This window comes from Aquabacterium sp. J223 (genome assembly GCF_024666615.1).
In the GTDB taxonomy this organism is placed as follows: domain Bacteria; phylum Pseudomonadota; class Gammaproteobacteria; order Burkholderiales; family Burkholderiaceae_C; genus J223.
On the sequence record NZ_CP088297.1, the window covers coordinates 1147568 to 1163835 of the forward strand.

The window sequence follows — 16268 nt, forward strand, 5'->3', positions numbered from 1 at the left end:
ACTCCCCGTCGGAGAGTGCTAAGCCGCCGCCGTGGCGGAATGCCGGCGCTCAGTGGTGCACCTCGGTCGGCGGGGCGCCGCCGGCGCGCAGCTTGGGCGCGGTCGATTGCGGCCGCAGCGCCTCCGGCACGCGCAGGTCCGCCGGCGGCTGGAAGTCGCGGGTGGCCACGCCGCGCATCTGCGCCGGCGGCCGCGGGAAGCCGCTGCGGTCGCGGTAGTCCGGGCGGCCGACGGCCTCGGCGGCGGCCAGGCGGTCGCGGCGCAGCCGGGCGGCCGCGGCGATGTCCATGGCGGCCACCCCGGCGACCGCGCCCAGGGCCACGGCGGCCGGCAGCCGCTCGGACTGGCCGTTGGCGCCGGCCACCGACGGGGCGAGCGTGGCCGCGTCCAGCGCGTCGCCGGCCACCCGCGCCCAGACCATCGGCTCCGGGTTCCTGGCCAGCAGCAGCGCCAGCCCGTTGGCGATCTCGCGGGCGCCGTACCACTGCAGCAGGCGCTCCTGGCCGGTCAGACCCGTGAGCCGGGCCAGGGTTCGGGGCAGCAGCACCTCGGCGACGCCGAGGCCGAGGCTGAACCAGCCCAGGCGGCGGGCGATGCGGCGGTCCGGCTGGTGGGGGGCGGGGCGGTACATCGGCATGTGGATCTCCTGGGTGAGCTTTGGATGGCGGCGCGAAGGCGCCCGCCTCCTTCAAGCGGCAACCATGGATCCGGCTTTGCCGGTCCATCGGTTGTGCCCCTTGAGGGGAGCGCCGTCAGGCGCCACGGGGTGGTCAAGGTTTCAGGACGACCTTGATGCAGCCGTCCTTCTTGTCACGGAAGGTTTCGTACATCGCCGGGCCGTCCTCCAGCCCGACGCTGTGCGTGATGACGAAGGACGGGTCGATCTGGCCGTCCTCGATGCGCTGGAGCAGGTCGTCGGCCCAGCGGTTGACGTGGGTCTGGCCCATGCGGAAGGTCAGCCCCTTGTTCATCGCCGCGCCGAAGGGGATCTTGTCGACCAGCCCGCCGTAGACGCCGGGGATGGAGATGACGCCGGCCGGCCGGCAGACGTAGATCATCTCGCGCAGCACGTGCGGCCGGTCGGTCTCCAGCATCACCGCCTGCTTGACGCGGTCGTAGATGCCGTCCAACGAGCGGGTGACGTGCGACTCCATGCCCACGCAGTCGATGCACTTCTCGGGGCCCTTGCCCTGGGTCAGCTCCTTCAGGCGGTCGAGCACGCTCTCGTCCTGGAAGTTGATGGCGATGGCGCCGCCGGCCTCGGCCATCTGCAGCCGCTCGGGCACGTGGTCGATGCAGATCACCTGCCGCGCCCCGAGCAGGATGGCGCTGCGGATGGCGAACTGGCCCACCGGCCCCGCGCCCCAGACGGCCACGGTGTCGGTGGGCTGGATGTCGCACTGCACGGCGGCCTGCCAGCCGGTGGGGAAGATGTCGCCGAGGAACAGCGCCTGCTCGTCGGTCATGCCGCCCGGCACCTTGACCGGCCCGACGTCGGCGTACGGCACCCGGACGTATTCGGCCTGGCCGCCCGCGAACCCGCCGGTGAGGTGGGTGTAGCCGAACAGCCCGGCGGTGGTGTGGCCGAACACCTTCTCGGCCAGGTGGGCGTTGCGGTTGGTCCGCTCGCACACCGAGAAGTTGCCGCGCCGGCACTGCTCGCAGTCGCCGCAGACGATGGTGAAGGGCACGACCACCCGGTCGCCGACCTTGAGCTTGTGGTTGTCGCGGCCGACCTCGACCACCTCGCCCATGAACTCGTGGCCCATGATGTCGCCGTGCTCCATGCCGGGCATGAGGCCGTCGAACAGGTGCAGGTCCGAGCCGCAGATGGCACAGCTGGTCACCTTGAGGATGGCGTCGCGTCCGTCCTCGATCTGCGGGTCGGGCACCCGGTCGCAGCGGATGTCCTTCTTGCCGTGCCAGCGGAGGGCGCGCATGGGTCTTCTCCTGTTCAGCGTCGGAGAGGACGGCGGCAAACACCGTTCCCTTGCGGCCGAAGCGGCCCCGCCGCCTCACTCGCCGAAGTGTGTGTCCTGGTCGAGCAGCAGGCTGTCCACCAGCCCGAGCATCTCGGCCACGTTCACCGGCTTGGTGACGTAGCCGGCCGCGCCGAGGGCGCCGGCCTGGTCCATGCGCGCGGCGGTGGCGTCCGCCGACACCACCACCACCGGGATGCCGCGCGTCAGAGGGTCGGCCTTGAGGTGGCGCAGCAGCTCCAGCCCGTCCAGGTCGGGCAGCTGCATGTCGAGCAGGATCAGGCTGGGCGGCGAGCGCCGCACCGCCGCCAGCCCGTCCAGCCCGGTGGTCGAGACCTGCAGCGCCACCTGCGGCCGCTGCGCCAGGATGCCGCGCATGACCTCGGCGTTGGTCTCGTTGTCCTCGATGTAGTGGACCATGCGCCGCCGGTAGGGCGGCGCGCCCGGCAGGTCGACCGGCACCGGCCGCGAGGCGGTCGGCTCCTCCGGCGCCGCGGGCAGCACCAGGCGGAAGGTGGCGCCCCCGGCGCCGCCCTGGCCGGCCTCGGCCTGCAGGCTGCCGCCCATCAGTTCGGCCAGCCGGCGGCTGATGACCAGGCCGATGCCGGTGCCCTCGGCCACCCGGTCGCGGCCCAGCCGGTTGAACGGCTGGAACAGCTGGCCGAGCTGCGACGCGCTGAGGCCGATGCCGTTGTCCTGCACGCGGATCTCCACCGCGCGGTGGCCGGCCGGCCGGCTGGAGATGCGCACCCAGCCGCCCGGCCGGTTGTACTTGATGGCGTTGGACAGCAGGTTGGTCAGCACCTGCTTGAGCCGGGTGCCGTCGGCGAGCACCGCGCCGGCCGCCGGGTCCAGGTCCTCCACCACCGTCACCTGCTGGGCCTCCGCCGCGGCCTTGAGCAGCGCGCGGGTGTCGGCCACCAACGCGGGCAGGGCGACCGGGGCGAGCTCCAGCCGCACGCTGCCGGACTCGATGCGCGCGAAGTCCAGCGTGTCGTTGATCATGTGCAGCAGGTGCCAGCCGGCCTGCTGGATCTGCGTCGTCCAGTCGAGCTGGTGCGGCGCCAGCGGCTGCTGCCGGTCCAGCTCCAGCAACTGGGCGAAGCCGAGCATCGCGTTCAGCGGCGTGCGCAGCTCGTGGCTCATGCGCGAGACGAAGTCGCTCTTGGCCCGGCTGGCCGCCTCGGCGCTTTCGCGGGCGCGTTCGGCCTCCTCCAGCCGCAGGTGCTCGGTGATGTCCTCCAGCACCGCCACCATGCGCATCGGCCGGCCCTCGCTGTCGCGCAGCAGCGAGACGCTGTTGCGGCACCAGCGCACGCCGCCATGGCGGTCCAGCACCCGTTTCTGCAGGCGGAACCCGGGGATGTCCCCGGACAGCAGGCGCTCGATCAGCTGCTGTTCCGCCGGCCGGTCCTCGGGGTGGGTGAGGTCGGTGGCCCGCAGCGAGGTCAGCGTGCCGGCGTCGTGGCCGAGCATCTCGCGCAGCCGCGGGTTGCTCTCGCGGATGCGGCCGTCGAGGTCGGTGTAGAGCACGCCGATCGGCACCGCGTCGAGGATGTTGCGGAAGCGCCGTTCGCTTTCGCGCAGGGCCACTTCGGTCCGCTCGCGCTCGCTCACCTCCCGCTGCAGGTCCGCCGTGCGCTCGGCCACCGCCGCCTCGATGCGCCGCGCCCGGCCGGTGACGAAGAGCAGCAGCGCGCCGAGCAGCGCGGTGGCGATCAGGCCGACCAGCGAGAACAGCAAGGCGTTCCAGTGCCGCAGCTCGGGCACCGCATCGGCGTGCGCCCACATCTGCAGCTGCCAGCGCTGGCCGGCGAACGGCACGTCGCGCCGCCAGTCCAGCCCATGGGCCGTGCGCGGAGCGTCGCAGCCCGCGGCGCCGGCCAGCCGACGTGCCGGTGCGCCCGGGCTGGGGTCGATCAGGCACCACTGCAGGTAGGCCGGCACCGAGCGCAGGGCGCTGCGCAGGGCGTCGTCCATGCGCAGGGTGACGAAGACGACGCCATCGTGCGCGGCGAAGGGCGGCTGCACCGGCGGCGGCAGTCGCGGCCACAGCACCTGGTAGACCACCACGCCCATCTGGTCGCCGACCTCCTGCGTCAGGCGGAACGGCCGGGTCGCGGCGGGCTGGGCGCTGGCGCGCGCCCGCTCCAGGGCCTCGCGCACCGCCCCGACCGACATCGGGTCCAGGCCGATGGCCGCCTGGTTGCCGGCCTCCGGTGCGATGTAGCGCAGCGCCAGGCGGCGCGTCGAGGGCGATGCGGGCGGCACGGGCACCGGCTCGCGCTCGAAGACGCGGAACGCCGGCCGCCCGTCCTGCTGCCGCACGGCCTCCTCGAACGCGGACTGCCGCTCGCGCTCGAACGCCTGGTACAGGCCCATGGCCTGGATCGAGAGCGGGCGCTGCAGCCACGGCCGGGCGGCATGGGCGAAACCGGCGGCGTCGACGCTGCCGGCCGCTTCCACCACGCCCTGCAGCGCCTGCAGCGCGGCCAGCGGCTCGCGCAACTGGGCCTCCAGCAGGTCGGCCGCGTGCAGCGCGTCGTGTTCGAAGATCGAGGCGCTGCGGCGCTCGTCGAGACGGGCCACCAGCAGCGTGCCGGCGCCCAGCAGCAGCGTGACCAGGGTCAGCGGCAGCCCCACCGACAGCCGCCGCGGCGCCCACTCGCTGCGCGGCCGGCCGATGAAGGTCGCCGCGACCGGCGCACCGATGAGCACGCCGAGCGTGTCGCCGGCCCACCAGGTCCACCAGGAGAAGGCGAACTGGTCCGCGCCCACCGTGCCCGCGAGGAACAGCGCGCCCACCGACACGCTGGCACCGATGCAGCAGGCGAGCAGGCCGCCGAGCAGGAAGAAGCGCAGCAGGTCGCGTGGCTCGCCCAGCGTCATCGGCTGGCGCACCCCGCGCCGCACCAGCGCCCGGCCGGCGGCGGCCTGCAGCGCCGCGCCCAGGCCGACGGCCACCGGCACCAGCAAGGCGACCCAGGCCGACTGTTCCCGCGGCGCACTGAGCAGCAGGTTGACCGCCACCGCGCCGATGAAGACCCCCGGCAGGGCCCGCCATCCCCAGGTCAGCAGGCAGGCCAGCGCGATGCCGGAGGACGGGTACAGCGGCGCGGCGTAGCTCGGCGGCAGCGCGATCTGCACCGCCAGCCAGCCGACCAGCGCATAGGCCAGCGCGGTGCCGAACACCGGTGCCAGCCGGGGCGCCAGCGCGGTCAAGGCCCGCCGCAGGCCGGGGCGGGCCAACGGGGTCACACGTTGAAGAGGAAGTTCATCACGTCGCCGTCCTTGACGACGTAGTCCTTGCCCTCGGCGCGCATCCTCCCGGCGTCCTTGGCCCCCTGCTCGCCCTTGAACTGCAGGTAGTCGTCGAAGGCGATGGTCTGCGCGCGGATGAAGCCGCGCTCGAAGTCGGTGTGGATGACGCCGGCCGCCTGCGGCGCGGTGTCGCCGACGTGGATGGTCCAGGCGCGCACTTCCTTCGGCCCGGCGGTGAAGTAGGTCTGCAGGCCGAGCAGCTTGAAGGCGGCGCGGATCAGCCGGTTCAGGCCCGGCTCGTCCTGCCCCATCTCCTGCAGGAAGAGCAGCCGGTCCTCGTCGGCCATCTCGGCCAGTTCGGCCTCGGTCTTGGCGCAGATGGCCACCACCGGCGCGTCCTGGGTGGCGGCGTACTCGCGCAGGCGGTCGAGGAAGGGGTTGTCCTCGAAGCCGTCCTCGGCCACGTTGCCCACGAACATCGCCGGCTTGGCGGTGATCAGGCACAGCGGCTTGAGCACCGCCAGCTCCTCCTTGCTGAAGGCGATGGTGCGCACCGGCTGGCCCTGGTTGAGCTGCGCCTCGCACTTCTTGAGCACGTCCAGCAGGCGCAGCGCCTCCTTGTCCCCGCCGGCCTTGGCGACCTTCGTCGTGCGCTGGAGGGTCTTCTCCACGGTCGACAGGTCGGCCAGGCAGAGCTCGGTCTGGATGACCTCGATGTCGCTGACCGGGTCCACCTTGCCGGCGACGTGGATGACGTTCTCGTCCTCGAAGCAGCGCACCACGTTGACGATGGCGTCGGTCTCGCGGATGTGGCTCAGGAACTGGTTGCCCAGGCCCTCGCCCTTGCTGGCGCCGGCGACCAGGCCGGCGATGTCGACGAACTCGACGATGGCCGGCACCACCCGCTCCGGCTGGACGATGCCCGCCAGCTGCTGCAGCCGCGGGTCCGGCAGCTCCACCACGCCGACGTTGGGCTCGATGGTGCAGAAGGGGTAGTTCTCCGCCGCGATGCCGGCCTTGGTCAGCGCGTTGAAGAGGGTGGACTTGCCGACGTTCGGCAGGCCCACGATGCCGCATTTGAGCGTCATGACAGCCCCTCGCCCGACGGGTACGTCGGTCGATCCCCCGAGGGGATGCGGGCCGGCTTGGGAGCGGCCCGGCGCTCGGCCCGCGGATGCGTTGACACAGGCTGTCTCATTTCGTCGGGGAAAAGCGCCCGATTCTACGGAGCGCGGTCAGAACGCCAGCGTCGCGCGGCCCGTCTGGCCCACCTTCAGCAGCCGCTCGATGCCCTCCAGCGGGAAGGCGTTCATGCCCCAGGTCAGCGCGCCGCCCATGCGAGCGTCGGCGCGGTAGGCGGCCAGCGCGTCGCCCACGGCATGGCCCCGCTCGCCGGTGGCGGGGTCGACGTCGGGGATCGAGCAGCGGGTGCAGGGCTTGCACAGCTTCAGCCGCACCTGTCCCTCGTCGGTGTCGAAGGCGATCTCGTCGAGGAAGTCCTCGCCGTGGTCGTCGAGCCGGCCGTCCAGGCCCTCGATCACCAGGTTGGGCCGGAAGCGGGCCTCGGTCACCGGCGGCTGGCCGGCGGCGGCGAGCCGCGTGTTCAGCGCCGACAGCGAGCCGGTGGAGCTGACCAGCAGCGGGAAGCCGTCGGCAAAGGCGGTCTGCGCCTCGTGGCCGGCGGTCCACTTGGCGTCGCAGGCGCGGCGCTGTTCGGGGTCGAAGCGCACCAGCCGGGCCTCGGTGCCGAGGAAGACGCTGAACCAGCGCGCGGCCAGGTCGCCCATGTCGTAGGCCGCCACCTCGTCGCCCCAGACGGTGGCGCGCGTCGGTGCTTCCACGGCGTCGATGCGCAGGTGCAGCGCCAGCATGCCCGGCGCGCGCAGCACGATGTCCCAGACCTTCAGCGTCGGCTTCACCAGCGCGAGCCGCGGCCAGTCGCGCTGGCTCATGAACCGGCCCTGCGCGTCGACCACCATCCAGGCGCGGTCCAGCTCCAGCCCGGTCTCGATCAGCAGCGACTCGTCCACCGCCACGCCGGCGCAGGACTTGATCGGGTAGACATGCAAGCCGGCCAGCCGCACGGGGGTCGCATCGCTCATCGTTCGTTCCGTTCCTCGAAGGCGGCGGCATGGTAGCGCTGCCTAGAATGCCGCGATGGACCCGCGACCGACCCACGACGTGTGCATCCACGGCGCCGGTGCGGTGGGCCGCAGCCTGGCGCTGGCGCTCGCCCGCCAGGGCCTGGCGGTGGTGCTGGTCGAGCCCGCCGCGCGCACCCCGGCCCCCGACCTGCGCACCTACGCGCTCAACGCGGCGTCGGTGGCGGTGCTGCGCAGCCTCAAGGTCTGGGACGCCTTGCCCGGCGACGCCGTCACCCCGGTCTACGACATGCGGGTGCACGGCGATGCGCCCGGCGCCACGCTCGGCTTCTCGGCCTGGACGCAGCGGGTCGAGGCGCTGGCCTGGATCGTCGATGCCGGCGCGCTCGACGCCGCGCTGGCCAGCGCGGTCAACTTCGCGCCGCATGTGCTGCGCAGCGAGCGACCGCTGCCGGCCGCGCTGCAGGCCCACTGCGAGGGGCGCGAGGCCGACGTGCACCAGCGCCTGGGCGTGCGCTTCGAGCCGCAGGCCTATGGCCAGCGCGCCATCGCGGCACGGCTGAGCAGCGACCGCCCGCATGCCGGCACCGCCTGGCAGTGGTTCCGCTCGCCGGACGTGCTGGCGCTGCTGCCCTTCGACCGGCCCGAGGCCGGCCGCAGCTACGGCCTGGTCTGGTCGCTGCCGGCCGAACGCGCCGACGCGCTGATGGCGCTCGACGCGCCGGCCTTCGAGGCCGCCCTGCAGGAGGCCACCGGCGACGCCGCCGGCACGCTGCGCCTGCAGGCCGCCCGCGCGGCCTGGTCGCTGGGCTTCGCGCTGGCCGAGCCGGTGGCCGGCGCGGGCTGGGTGCTGCTCGGCGACGCCGCGCACCGGGTGCACCCGCTGGCGGGGCAGGGCCTGAACCTCGGGCTGGCCGACGTGGCGGCGCTGGCGCAGGTGCTGGCCGCGCGCGAGCCCTGGCGATCGCTGGGCGACGCCAGGCTGCTGCGCCGCTACGCCCGTGAGCGCGCCGCCGACACCCAGGCCATGGGCCAGCTCACCGACGGCCTGCTGCACCTGTTCGCCACCCGCGAGCCGTGGCTGAAGTCGCTGCGCAACCGGGGCCTGGGCGTGGTCGACCGGCTGACGGCGGTCAAGCGGGCGCTGGCCGCCCGCGCGCTGGGTTGAGACGGCCGCTGGCGTGTCGGGTTTGACGCCCGCGTTCGCCTTGCCCGCATCGGGTGGTTGGGGCGCCGCCTATCATCCCGGTTCGCCCCTCCGAGGAACCGAGATGTCCTTCCGCCTTGCCCGCCGGCCGCTGCTGGCCGCCGCGTTCGCCGTCCTGGCGCTGCCCGCCGTCGCCCAGGAGGCGGCCATCCGCAAGAACCTGGCCGACGTGCTGCCCAAGATCGACGAGGTGGTGAGGACGCCGGTGCCCGGCCTGTGGGAGATCCGCATCGGCCAGGACGTGCTCTACACCGACGAGCAGGGCCGCTATGTGATGCAGGGGCAGATCACCGACGTCAGGTCGCGCCGCAACCTGACGCAGGAGCGGCTGGACAAGCTGTCGGCCATCGATTTCGCCAGCCTGTCGCCGAAGGACGCGGTGGTGTGGAAGACCGGCAACGGCAAGCGCAAGCTGGCCGTCTTCGCCGATCCCAACTGCGGCTACTGCAAGCGCTTCGAACGCTCGCTCAGCGACCTGAAGGACGCCACGGTCTACACCTACATCATCCCCATCCTCGGGCCCGACTCGGCCGAGAAGTCCAAGGCCATCTGGTGTGCCAAGGACAGCACCGCCGCCTGGCGCGGCTGGATGCTGGACCAGGCCAGCCCGCCCAAGCCGATGGGCCAGTGCGACACCGCCGCGCTCGACCGCAACCTGGCCTTCGCCCGCAAGCACCGCATCACCGGCACGCCGTCGATCTTCTTCGAGGACGGCAGCCGCATCCCCGGCGCGGTGCCGATGGAGCAGGTGGAGCAGAAGCTGCAGGACGTCTCGAAAGGCTAGCCCCTGACGGCTGGCGACAATGGCCGCCATGGACATCACCGCCGCCGTTCCCGTCGTGCCCGGCCCCGACGCGCTGCCCCGGCGGCTGGGGCATGCGGGACTGATCCCCTTCGTCGCCGGCGCGGGGCTGGTGTGGGTGGTGCAGCCCGAGGCGCATCCCTACGTGCTGCTGGCGCTGTCGACCTACGCGGCGACCATCGTCAGCTTCCTCGGCGCGCTGCACTGGGGGCTGGCCATGCGCCGGCCGTCGCCGCCACCGGGGCGCTGGTGGTGGGGCATCGCCACGCCGCTCGGCGCCTGGGTGGGCGCGATGATGCCGCCGGCCTCCGGCCTGGTGGTGCTGGGCGCGCTGCTGGTGGCGTGCTACCTCGTCGACCGCAGGGTCTACCGGGACGAGGGGCTGGCCCACTGGCTGACGCTGCGCTTCCGGCTGAGCGTGGTCGCCGCGTTCAGCTGCTTCCTCGGCGCGGCCGGCGCCTGACCGACTGACCGCCCCCGTGACCACCTCGCCCCTGCAGTACCACGTCGAACTCGACGACCCCCGCGCCCACCGCTTCGCCGTCACGCTGACGGTGCCCGATGCCGACGACGGCCTGTGCGTCTCGCTGCCGGTGTGGATTCCCGGCAGCTACCTGGTGCGCGAGTTCGCCCGGCACCTGTCGGCGCTGCAGGCCGAGCAGGACGGCCAGCCGGTGCCGGTCGAGCAACTGGACAAGGCGCGCTGGCGGGTGCGCAGCGGCCGGCCCGGGCCGCTGACGCTGCGCTGGCGGGTCTACGCCTTCGACCGATCCGTGCGGGCCGCCTTCCTCGACGGCGAACGCGGCTTCTTCAACGGCACCAGCCTGTTGCTGCGCGTCGAAGGGCAGGAGACGCGGCCGCACACCTTGAGCCTGGGGCCGCTGCCCGAGGGCTGGGAAGTGGCCACGGCGCTGAAACCCCGCCCCGGGGCCGTCCACCACTTCGAGGCCGCCGACTACGACGAGCTGGTCGACCACCCGGTGGAGCTGGGCACCTTCTGGCGCGGCCGCTTCGAGGCCGGCGGCGTGCCGCACGAGTTCGCCGTGACCGGCGCCTGGCCGGGCTTCGACGGCGAACGGCTGCTGGCCGACGCGCAGGCGATCTGCGCCGCGCAGATCGCCTTCTGGGGCGGCAGCCCCTGCGAGCGGTACGTGTTCCTGCTCAACGCGGTGGACGACGGCTACGGCGGGCTGGAGCACCGCGCCAGCACCGCGCTGATCTGCGGCCGCAAGGACCTGCCGCGGAAGGGGCAGGCCGGCGCGCCGAGCGAGGGCTACGCCACCCTGCTCGGGCTGATCAGCCATGAGTACTTCCACACCTGGAACGTCAAGCGGCTGAAGCCGGCGGAGTTCGCCCGGCTCGACTACCGGCAGGAGAACTACACCCGGTTGCTCTGGTTCTTCGAGGGCTTCACCTCCTACTACGACGACCTGTTCCTGGTGCGCGCCGGCCTGATCGACGAGGCCCGCTACCTGCAGCTGCTGGGCAAGGCGATCAACGGCGTGCTCGCCACGCCGGGGCGCAAGGTGCAGAGCCTGGCCGACGCCAGCTTCGACGCCTGGGTGAAGTACTACCGCCAGGACGAGAACACCCCCAACGCCACCGTGAGCTACTACACCAAGGGCTCGCTGGTGGCGTTGGCGCTGGACCTGTCGCTGCGCCGCGCCGGCGGCACGCTGGACGCGGTGATGCACGACCTGTGGCAGCGCGGCGGCGGCGGGCCGATCGGCGAGGCCGACATCCTGGACGCGGTGCGCCGGGCAGGGGGCGCCGACGGCGCCGCCATCGCCGAGCAGCTGGTGCAGTGGGTGCACGGCACCGACGACCTGCCGCTGGTGGCGCTGCTGGCCGCGGCCGGCGTGCAGGCCAAGGCCGAGCCGCAGACCGGGCTGGCCGCGGCGCTGGGGCTCAAGCTGTCCGAAGGCCCGGTGACCGGCATCCAGGTGCGGCAGGTGCTCGCCGGTGGTGCGGGCGAAGCGGCCGGCATCGGCGCTGGCGACGAACTGCTGGGCGCCGACGGCTGGCGCCTGCGCCGGCTGGACGAGGCGCAGCAATGGCGGCTGGACGGCCAGCCGCTGCGGCTGCTGCTGGCGCGCGACCAGCGCCTGCACGAGGTGGGCGTGACGCCGGCGGCAGCGCCGGCGCAGTTCTCCCTCGCCACGGTCGCCGCGCCGGCCGACGACCCTGCGGCGGCGCTGCGCCGCGCATGGCTGGGACGCTGATCCCCAAAGGCCGTCGCCTGCGCGCGGCGGCCCTGCTGCTGGCGGTGGTGGCGCTGCACGGCCTGCTGCTGCAGGCGATCGGCCAGCGCATGGGCGAGCCGCCGGAGCCACCGCCGCTGCGCCGGATGGAGGCGGTCTTCACGCGCAGCCTGGAGCCCGCCGAACCGCCGCCGCCGTCCGCCCCGCCCCGGCCCCGCCGGCCCCCGGCGCGGCCGGCCGCGGCGCCGTCGCCGTCGCCGTCGATGGCCGCCTCGGCCGCCGAGGGTCCCTCGCAGGCGGTGGCGGAATCCGCTCCCGCGTTCGCGTCGGTCGAGGCGTCGGCCGAGCCGGTGGCGCCCCCACCCGAGACGGCGGTCGAGGCACCGCCCGCGGCCGCCGCCCCGGCGGTGGCCGAAACACCACCCTTCGAATGGCCGCCGTCGACCCGGCTCGACTACCGCGTCACCGGCGACTTCCGGGGGCCGCTGGACGGCTGGGCGCGGGTGCAGTGGATCCGCGACGGCGAGCGCTACCAGGTGCAGCTGGACGTCGAGGTGGGGCTGGTCGCCTCCCGCCGCATGACCAGCGACGGCACGCTGACCGCCGACGGCCTGAAGCCGCGGCGCTATGAGGAGCGCACCGCGGTGATGGGCCGCGAGCGCCGCGCCGGCGTGGCGTTCGGTCCGGCGGCGCTGGTGCTGAACGACGGCAGCGAGCTGGCGCTGCCCGCCGGCGTGCAGGACAGCGCCAGCCAGTTCGTGCAGCTGAGCTTCCTGTTCACGCTGCAGCCGTCGCTGCTGGCCATCGGCCGCCACGTCGACCTGCCGGTGGCGCTGCCCCGGCGGCTGGACACCTGGCGCTACGAGGTGGTGGGCGAGGCGCTGGTGGCCACGCCCTTCGGCGCGGTGCCGGCCTGGCATGTGCGGCCGCACCGGCCGCAGGCGCCGGAGCGCGCCGGCGGCGTGATGACGGCCGAGGCCTGGTTCGCGCCCAGCCTCCAGTACCTGCCGGTGCGCATCCACATCGCCGACCCGCGCGGCGCCGAACTGGACCTGCTGATCGAGCAGCCGCCGTGGCAGGCGGGGCCGGGCCGCTGAAGGCCGCTGGCGGGACGACCTAGGGCTGCAGCCAGCGCCCGGCGCCGTCGCGCGACCAGGCGGCACGCCGGTGCGGCACCCCGATCTCCAGCCAGTCGATGCCGAGCACCCGGCCGTGCAGCACCGCGAAGTGGTTGCGGCGGTCCAGCGGGGGCGCCGGCGTGGCGGTGGGCTCGAGGTCGGCGCCCGGCGCCAGTGGCGAGAGGTAGTCCCGCGCGGACGAGGTCAGGGCCAGCCGGGCCCAGCGCGAGCTGACGGCCAGTCCGTCGCGGTCGACGGCCAGTTCGAGGTCGAGCCGCACCTGCCAGCTCAAGCCCGGCGACCACAGCACCAGGCAGCCGCGCGGCTGCAGCAGCAGCTGCCGCACCTTGGCGCTGCGCGCGTCGGTGTACAGCCGCAGCAGCCGGGCCGCCGGTTCGACCTCGCGCAGCACCACGGTGCGGGCGTCGGGCCGTCCGTCGTCCACCGTGGCCAGCACGCCGAGCCGCCAGGCATGGTCGCGGTCGGTCACCGCACGTGCCAACTCCTGCCAGACCGCGGCATGAAGGGCGTCCAGGTCGTGCGGCGCGGCCATGCCCGCGGGCGCTAGGCCTCGCGGCGCAGCGCCGGGAAGAGGATGACGTCGCGGATGCTGGGCGAGTCGGTCAGCAGCATGACCAGCCGGTCGAGGCCGATGCCGCAGCCGCCGGTGGGCGGCATGCCGACCTCCAGCGCACGGATGAAGTCGGCGTCGTAGTACATCGCCTCTTCGTCGCCCGCGGCCTTGTTGTTCGCCTGCGCCTGGAAGCGCGCGGCCTGGTCCTCGGCGTCGTTGAGCTCGGAGAAGCCGTTGGCCACTTCACGGCCGGTGATGAAGAGCTCGAAGCGCTCGGTGATCGTCGGGTCGGTGTCGGACGCGCGCGCCAGCGGCGACACCTCGACGGGGTAGTCGACGATGAAGGTCGGCGCCCAGAGCTTGTCCTCCACCGCGGCCTCGAAGAGGCCGAACTGCAGTTCGGCCAAGGTCCAGTGCGCGGGCACCGCTTCACCGAGGGCCTGCAGCCTGGCGCGCAGCACCACGGGGTCGCGCGCCTCGGCCTCGCTCACGCCGGCGTGCGCCACCAGCGACTGCGGAATGGTCAGGCGGGTGAACGGCGTCTCCAGGTCCACCTCGCGGCCGGCGTAGGGCAGGCGCATCGAGCCGGTGGCGGCCCGCGCCGCATGGCGCAGCACGTTCTCGGTGAAGTCCATCAGGTCGTGGTGGTTCCAGTACGCCGCGTAGAACTCCATCATCGTGAACTCGGGGTTGTGACGCACCGAGATGCCTTCGTTGCGGAAGCTCCGGTTGATCTCGAACACCCGCTCGAAGCCGCCGACGATGAGGCGCTTCAGGTACAGCTCCGGCGCGATGCGCAGGAACATCTCCTGGTCCAGCGCGTTGTGGTGCGTGACGAACGGCTTGGCATTGGCGCCGCCGGGAATGGGGTGGAGCATCGGCGTCTCCACCTCCAGGAAGCCGTGCTCGACCATGTAGCCGCGGATCGACGAGATGGCCTTGCTGCGGGCGACGAAGCGTGCCCGTGCCGCCTCGTCGGTGATCAGGTCGACGTAGCGCTGGCGGTACTTCTGCTCCTGGTCCGCCATGCCGTGGAACTTGTCCGGCAGCGGGCGCAGGCTCTTGGTCAGCAGCCGCACCGAGGTGACCTTGACCGACAGCTCGCCGGTGCGGGTCTTGAACAGCTCGCCCTCGGCGCCGAGGATGTCGCCCAGGTCCCCGTGCTTGAAGGCCTCGTAGGCCGCCTCGCCCACCGCGTCCCTGCCGACGTAGAGCTGGATGCGGCCGTGCGTCGGCCCGAACGAGCCGTCCTGCAGCGTGCCGAAGCTGGCCTTGCCCATCACGCGCTTGAGCATCAGCCGGCCGGCCACCTTCACCACCACCCGCTGGGGTTCCAGCTCGGCGTTGTCCACCGGGCCGTAGGCCGTCTGCAGGTCGGCCGCGTGGTGCGTCGGCTTGAAGTCGTTGGGAAAGGCCACGCCCTGCGCCCGCACCGCGGCGAGCTTCTCGCGGCGCTCGGCGATCAGGTGGTTGGGGTCCTGTGCGGGGGCGGCGGATTGGCTCATGAAGGCGGGCTCGGGAAGGCGTGAACGATGGACGAAAGGGGCCTGGATTCTAGGCGGCGGGCTCCCCCCACACCGGTGGTCGCGGCGAGGCGGGCATGGGGTCGAACCTAAAATCGGCCCGCTTCTTGCGATCGCGACAACCGGGAGGAATCAGCATGAAGATCACGGTCATCGGCACCGGTTACGTGGGCCTGGTCACCGGCGCCTGCCTGGCCGAGATGGGCAATCACGTCATGTGCCTGGACGTCGACCCGCGCAAGATCGAGATCCTGAACGCCGGCGAGCTGCCCATCCACGAGCCCGGGCTGGGTGACATGGTCCGGCGCAACGCGGAGGCCGGCCGCCTGGACTTCACCACAGACGTCGACTGCGCCGTGGCGCACGGCAAGGTGCAGTTCATCGCGGTGGGCACGCCGCCGGACGAAGACGGCTCGGCGGACCTGCAGTACGTGCTCGCCGCCGCCCGCAGCATCGGCGAGCGCATGACCGCGTCCAAGGTCATCGTCGACAAGAGCACCGTGCCGGTGGGCACCGGTGACAAGGTGGAGGCGGTGGTGGCCGACGCGCTCAGGCAGCGCGGCGTGGACCTGAAGTTCTCGGTGGTGTCCAACCCCGAGTTCCTCAAGGAGGGCGCGGCCCTCGCCGACTTCATGCGACCGGACCGGGTGGTGATCGGCGTGGACGGCGAGGACGAGGACGCGGTGGAGACGCTGCGCGCCATCTACGGGCCCTTCGTGCGCAACCGCGACCGCTTCCTGGTGATGGACCGGCGCAGTGCGGAGTTCACCAAGTACGCCGCGAACGCCATGCTCGCCACCCGCATCAGCTTCATGAACGAGCTGTCGCGCCTGGCCGAGCGGCTGAACGTCGACATCGAGTGGGTGCGGCAGGGCATCGGCGCCGACCCCCGCATCGGCACGCACTTCCTGTACGCCGGCTGTGGCTACGGCGGCTCCTGCTTCCCCAAGGACGTGAAGGCGCTGCTGCGGTCCGGGGAGGAGGCCGGCATGGGGCTGGAACTGCTGGGCTCGGTGGAGAACGTCAACGAGCGGCAGAAGCAGGTGCTGGTCGACAAGATCGTCGAGCGCTTCGGCCCCGACCTCGCGGGTCGCCGCTTCGCGCTGTGGGGCCTGGCCTTCAAGCCGGGCACCGACGACATGCGCGAGGCCCCGAGCCGGGTGCTCATCGAGGCGCTGCTGCAGCGGGGGGCCACCCTGCAGGCCTACGACCCGGTGGCCATCACCGAGGCCCGGCGGGCGATCGGCGAGCGCCCCGGCCTCAGCTACGCGACCAGCGCCCTGGAAGCGCTGGAAGGCGCCGACGCCCTGGTCATCGTCACCGAGTGGAAGGAGTTCCGCGCGCCCGACTTCGACGACATCAAGGCGACGCTGAAGCAGCCGGTGATCTTCGACGGCCGCAACCTGTACGAGCCCGGCTGGCTGAAGCGGATGGGGTTCGAGTACCGGGGGGTGGGGCGGGCCGCCTGAGGGCGAAGGCGGTGGCGCGAGCGGCCACAATA

General features: G+C 73.0%; 13 protein-coding genes. 6 read left to right on the top strand and 7 right to left on the bottom strand.

The genetic code is table 11. The features are described from left to right. Positions 1-49 precede the first annotated feature (49 nt). The 5 genes from LRS07_RS05585 to LRS07_RS05605 form a co-directional block, all read right to left on the bottom strand. Positions 50-637, bottom strand: a complete 588-nt coding sequence (locus LRS07_RS05585) for a hypothetical protein (RefSeq protein ID WP_260500988.1) — start codon at positions 635-637, stop codon at positions 50-52. A 133-nt stretch (positions 638-770) separates the two neighbouring features. After that, positions 771-1940, bottom strand: coding sequence for a zinc-dependent alcohol dehydrogenase (locus LRS07_RS05590; protein ID WP_260500989.1), 1170 nt, complete (start codon positions 1938-1940; stop codon positions 771-773). A 75-nt stretch (positions 1941-2015) separates the two neighbouring features. Then, positions 2016-5228 (bottom strand): CHASE domain-containing protein, encoded by a 3213-nt coding sequence (locus LRS07_RS05595; RefSeq protein WP_260500990.1) that lies wholly within the window; start codon positions 5226-5228, stop codon positions 2016-2018. 5 nt (positions 5229-5233) lie between these two features. Then, positions 5234-6328 carry a redox-regulated ATPase YchF gene (gene ychF, locus LRS07_RS05600; RefSeq protein ID WP_260500991.1) on the bottom strand — a complete coding sequence of 365 codons (1095 nt, stop codon included), beginning with the start codon at positions 6326-6328 and terminating at the stop codon, positions 5234-5236. Positions 6329-6475: 147 nt separating this feature from the next. Next, positions 6476-7342, bottom strand: coding sequence for an MOSC domain-containing protein (locus tag LRS07_RS05605; RefSeq protein WP_260500992.1), 867 nt, complete (start codon positions 7340-7342; stop codon positions 6476-6478). A 55-nt stretch (positions 7343-7397) separates the two neighbouring features. Between LRS07_RS05605 and LRS07_RS05610 the strand changes: the two genes are divergently transcribed. The 5 genes from LRS07_RS05610 (at position 7398) to LRS07_RS05630 (ending at position 12649) form a co-directional block, all read left to right on the top strand. Then, on the top strand, positions 7398-8510 hold the full coding sequence (locus tag LRS07_RS05610; RefSeq protein WP_260500993.1) for an FAD-dependent monooxygenase: 1113 nt from the start codon (positions 7398-7400) through the stop codon (positions 8508-8510). A 103-nt stretch (positions 8511-8613) separates the two neighbouring features. Continuing rightward, a complete protein-coding gene (locus LRS07_RS05615; protein ID WP_260500994.1) occupies positions 8614-9333 on the top strand; it encodes a DsbC family protein in 720 nt (239 codons plus the stop codon). Between the two features lie 28 nt (positions 9334-9361). Continuing rightward, entirely contained in the window at positions 9362-9814 is a 453-nt protein-coding gene (locus LRS07_RS05620) for a DUF3429 domain-containing protein (RefSeq protein WP_260500995.1), read from the top strand. A gap of 16 nt (positions 9815-9830) precedes the next feature. After that, positions 9831-11573 carry a M61 family metallopeptidase gene (locus tag LRS07_RS05625; RefSeq protein ID WP_260500996.1) on the top strand — a complete coding sequence of 581 codons (1743 nt, stop codon included), beginning with the start codon at positions 9831-9833 and terminating at the stop codon, positions 11571-11573. Beyond that, positions 11558-12649 (top strand): DUF3108 domain-containing protein, encoded by a 1092-nt coding sequence (locus LRS07_RS05630; RefSeq protein WP_260500997.1) that lies wholly within the window; start codon positions 11558-11560, stop codon positions 12647-12649. The genes LRS07_RS05625 and LRS07_RS05630 overlap by 16 nt, the downstream gene beginning before the upstream one ends. Before the next feature lie 19 nt (positions 12650-12668). Here LRS07_RS05630 and LRS07_RS05635 read toward each other — a convergent pair whose 3' ends face one another. Together LRS07_RS05635 and lysS are read right to left on the bottom strand one after the other, a co-directional pair. Next, entirely contained in the window at positions 12669-13223 is a 555-nt protein-coding gene (locus tag LRS07_RS05635; protein WP_260500998.1) for a PNPOx family protein, read from the bottom strand. 11 nt (positions 13224-13234) lie between these two features. Further along, on the bottom strand, positions 13235-14749 hold the full coding sequence (lysS, locus tag LRS07_RS05640) for a lysine--tRNA ligase (protein ID WP_260500999.1): 1515 nt from the start codon (positions 14747-14749) through the stop codon (positions 13235-13237). 155 nt (positions 14750-14904) lie between these two features. Between lysS and LRS07_RS05645 the strand changes: the two genes are divergently transcribed. Continuing rightward, positions 14905-16236 carry a UDP-glucose dehydrogenase family protein gene (locus tag LRS07_RS05645; RefSeq protein ID WP_260501000.1) on the top strand — a complete coding sequence of 444 codons (1332 nt, stop codon included), beginning with the start codon at positions 14905-14907 and terminating at the stop codon, positions 16234-16236. Positions 16237-16268: the final 32 nt, after the last annotated feature.

Coding starts and splice junctions, on each gene's coding strand:
- LRS07_RS05585 (WP_260500988.1), bottom strand. CDS start 637: ATGCCGATGTACCGCCCCGCCCCCCACCAGCCGGACCGCCGCATCGCC.
- LRS07_RS05590 (WP_260500989.1), bottom strand. CDS start 1,940: ATGCGCGCCCTCCGCTGGCACGGCAAGAAGGACATCCGCTGCGACCGG.
- ychF (WP_260500991.1), bottom strand. CDS start 6,328: ATGACGCTCAAATGCGGCATCGTGGGCCTGCCGAACGTCGGCAAGTCC.
- LRS07_RS05605 (WP_260500992.1), bottom strand. CDS start 7,342: ATGAGCGATGCGACCCCCGTGCGGCTGGCCGGCTTGCATGTCTACCCG.
- LRS07_RS05610 (WP_260500993.1), top strand. CDS start 7,398: ATGGACCCGCGACCGACCCACGACGTGTGCATCCACGGCGCCGGTGCG.
- LRS07_RS05615 (WP_260500994.1), top strand. CDS start 8,614: ATGTCCTTCCGCCTTGCCCGCCGGCCGCTGCTGGCCGCCGCGTTCGCC.
- LRS07_RS05620 (WP_260500995.1), top strand. CDS start 9,362: ATGGACATCACCGCCGCCGTTCCCGTCGTGCCCGGCCCCGACGCGCTG.
- LRS07_RS05630 (WP_260500997.1), top strand. CDS start 11,558: ATGGCTGGGACGCTGATCCCCAAAGGCCGTCGCCTGCGCGCGGCGGCC.
- LRS07_RS05635 (WP_260500998.1), bottom strand. CDS start 13,223: ATGGCCGCGCCGCACGACCTGGACGCCCTTCATGCCGCGGTCTGGCAG.
- lysS (WP_260500999.1), bottom strand. CDS start 14,749: ATGAGCCAATCCGCCGCCCCCGCACAGGACCCCAACCACCTGATCGCC.
- LRS07_RS05645 (WP_260501000.1), top strand. CDS start 14,905: ATGAAGATCACGGTCATCGGCACCGGTTACGTGGGCCTGGTCACCGGC.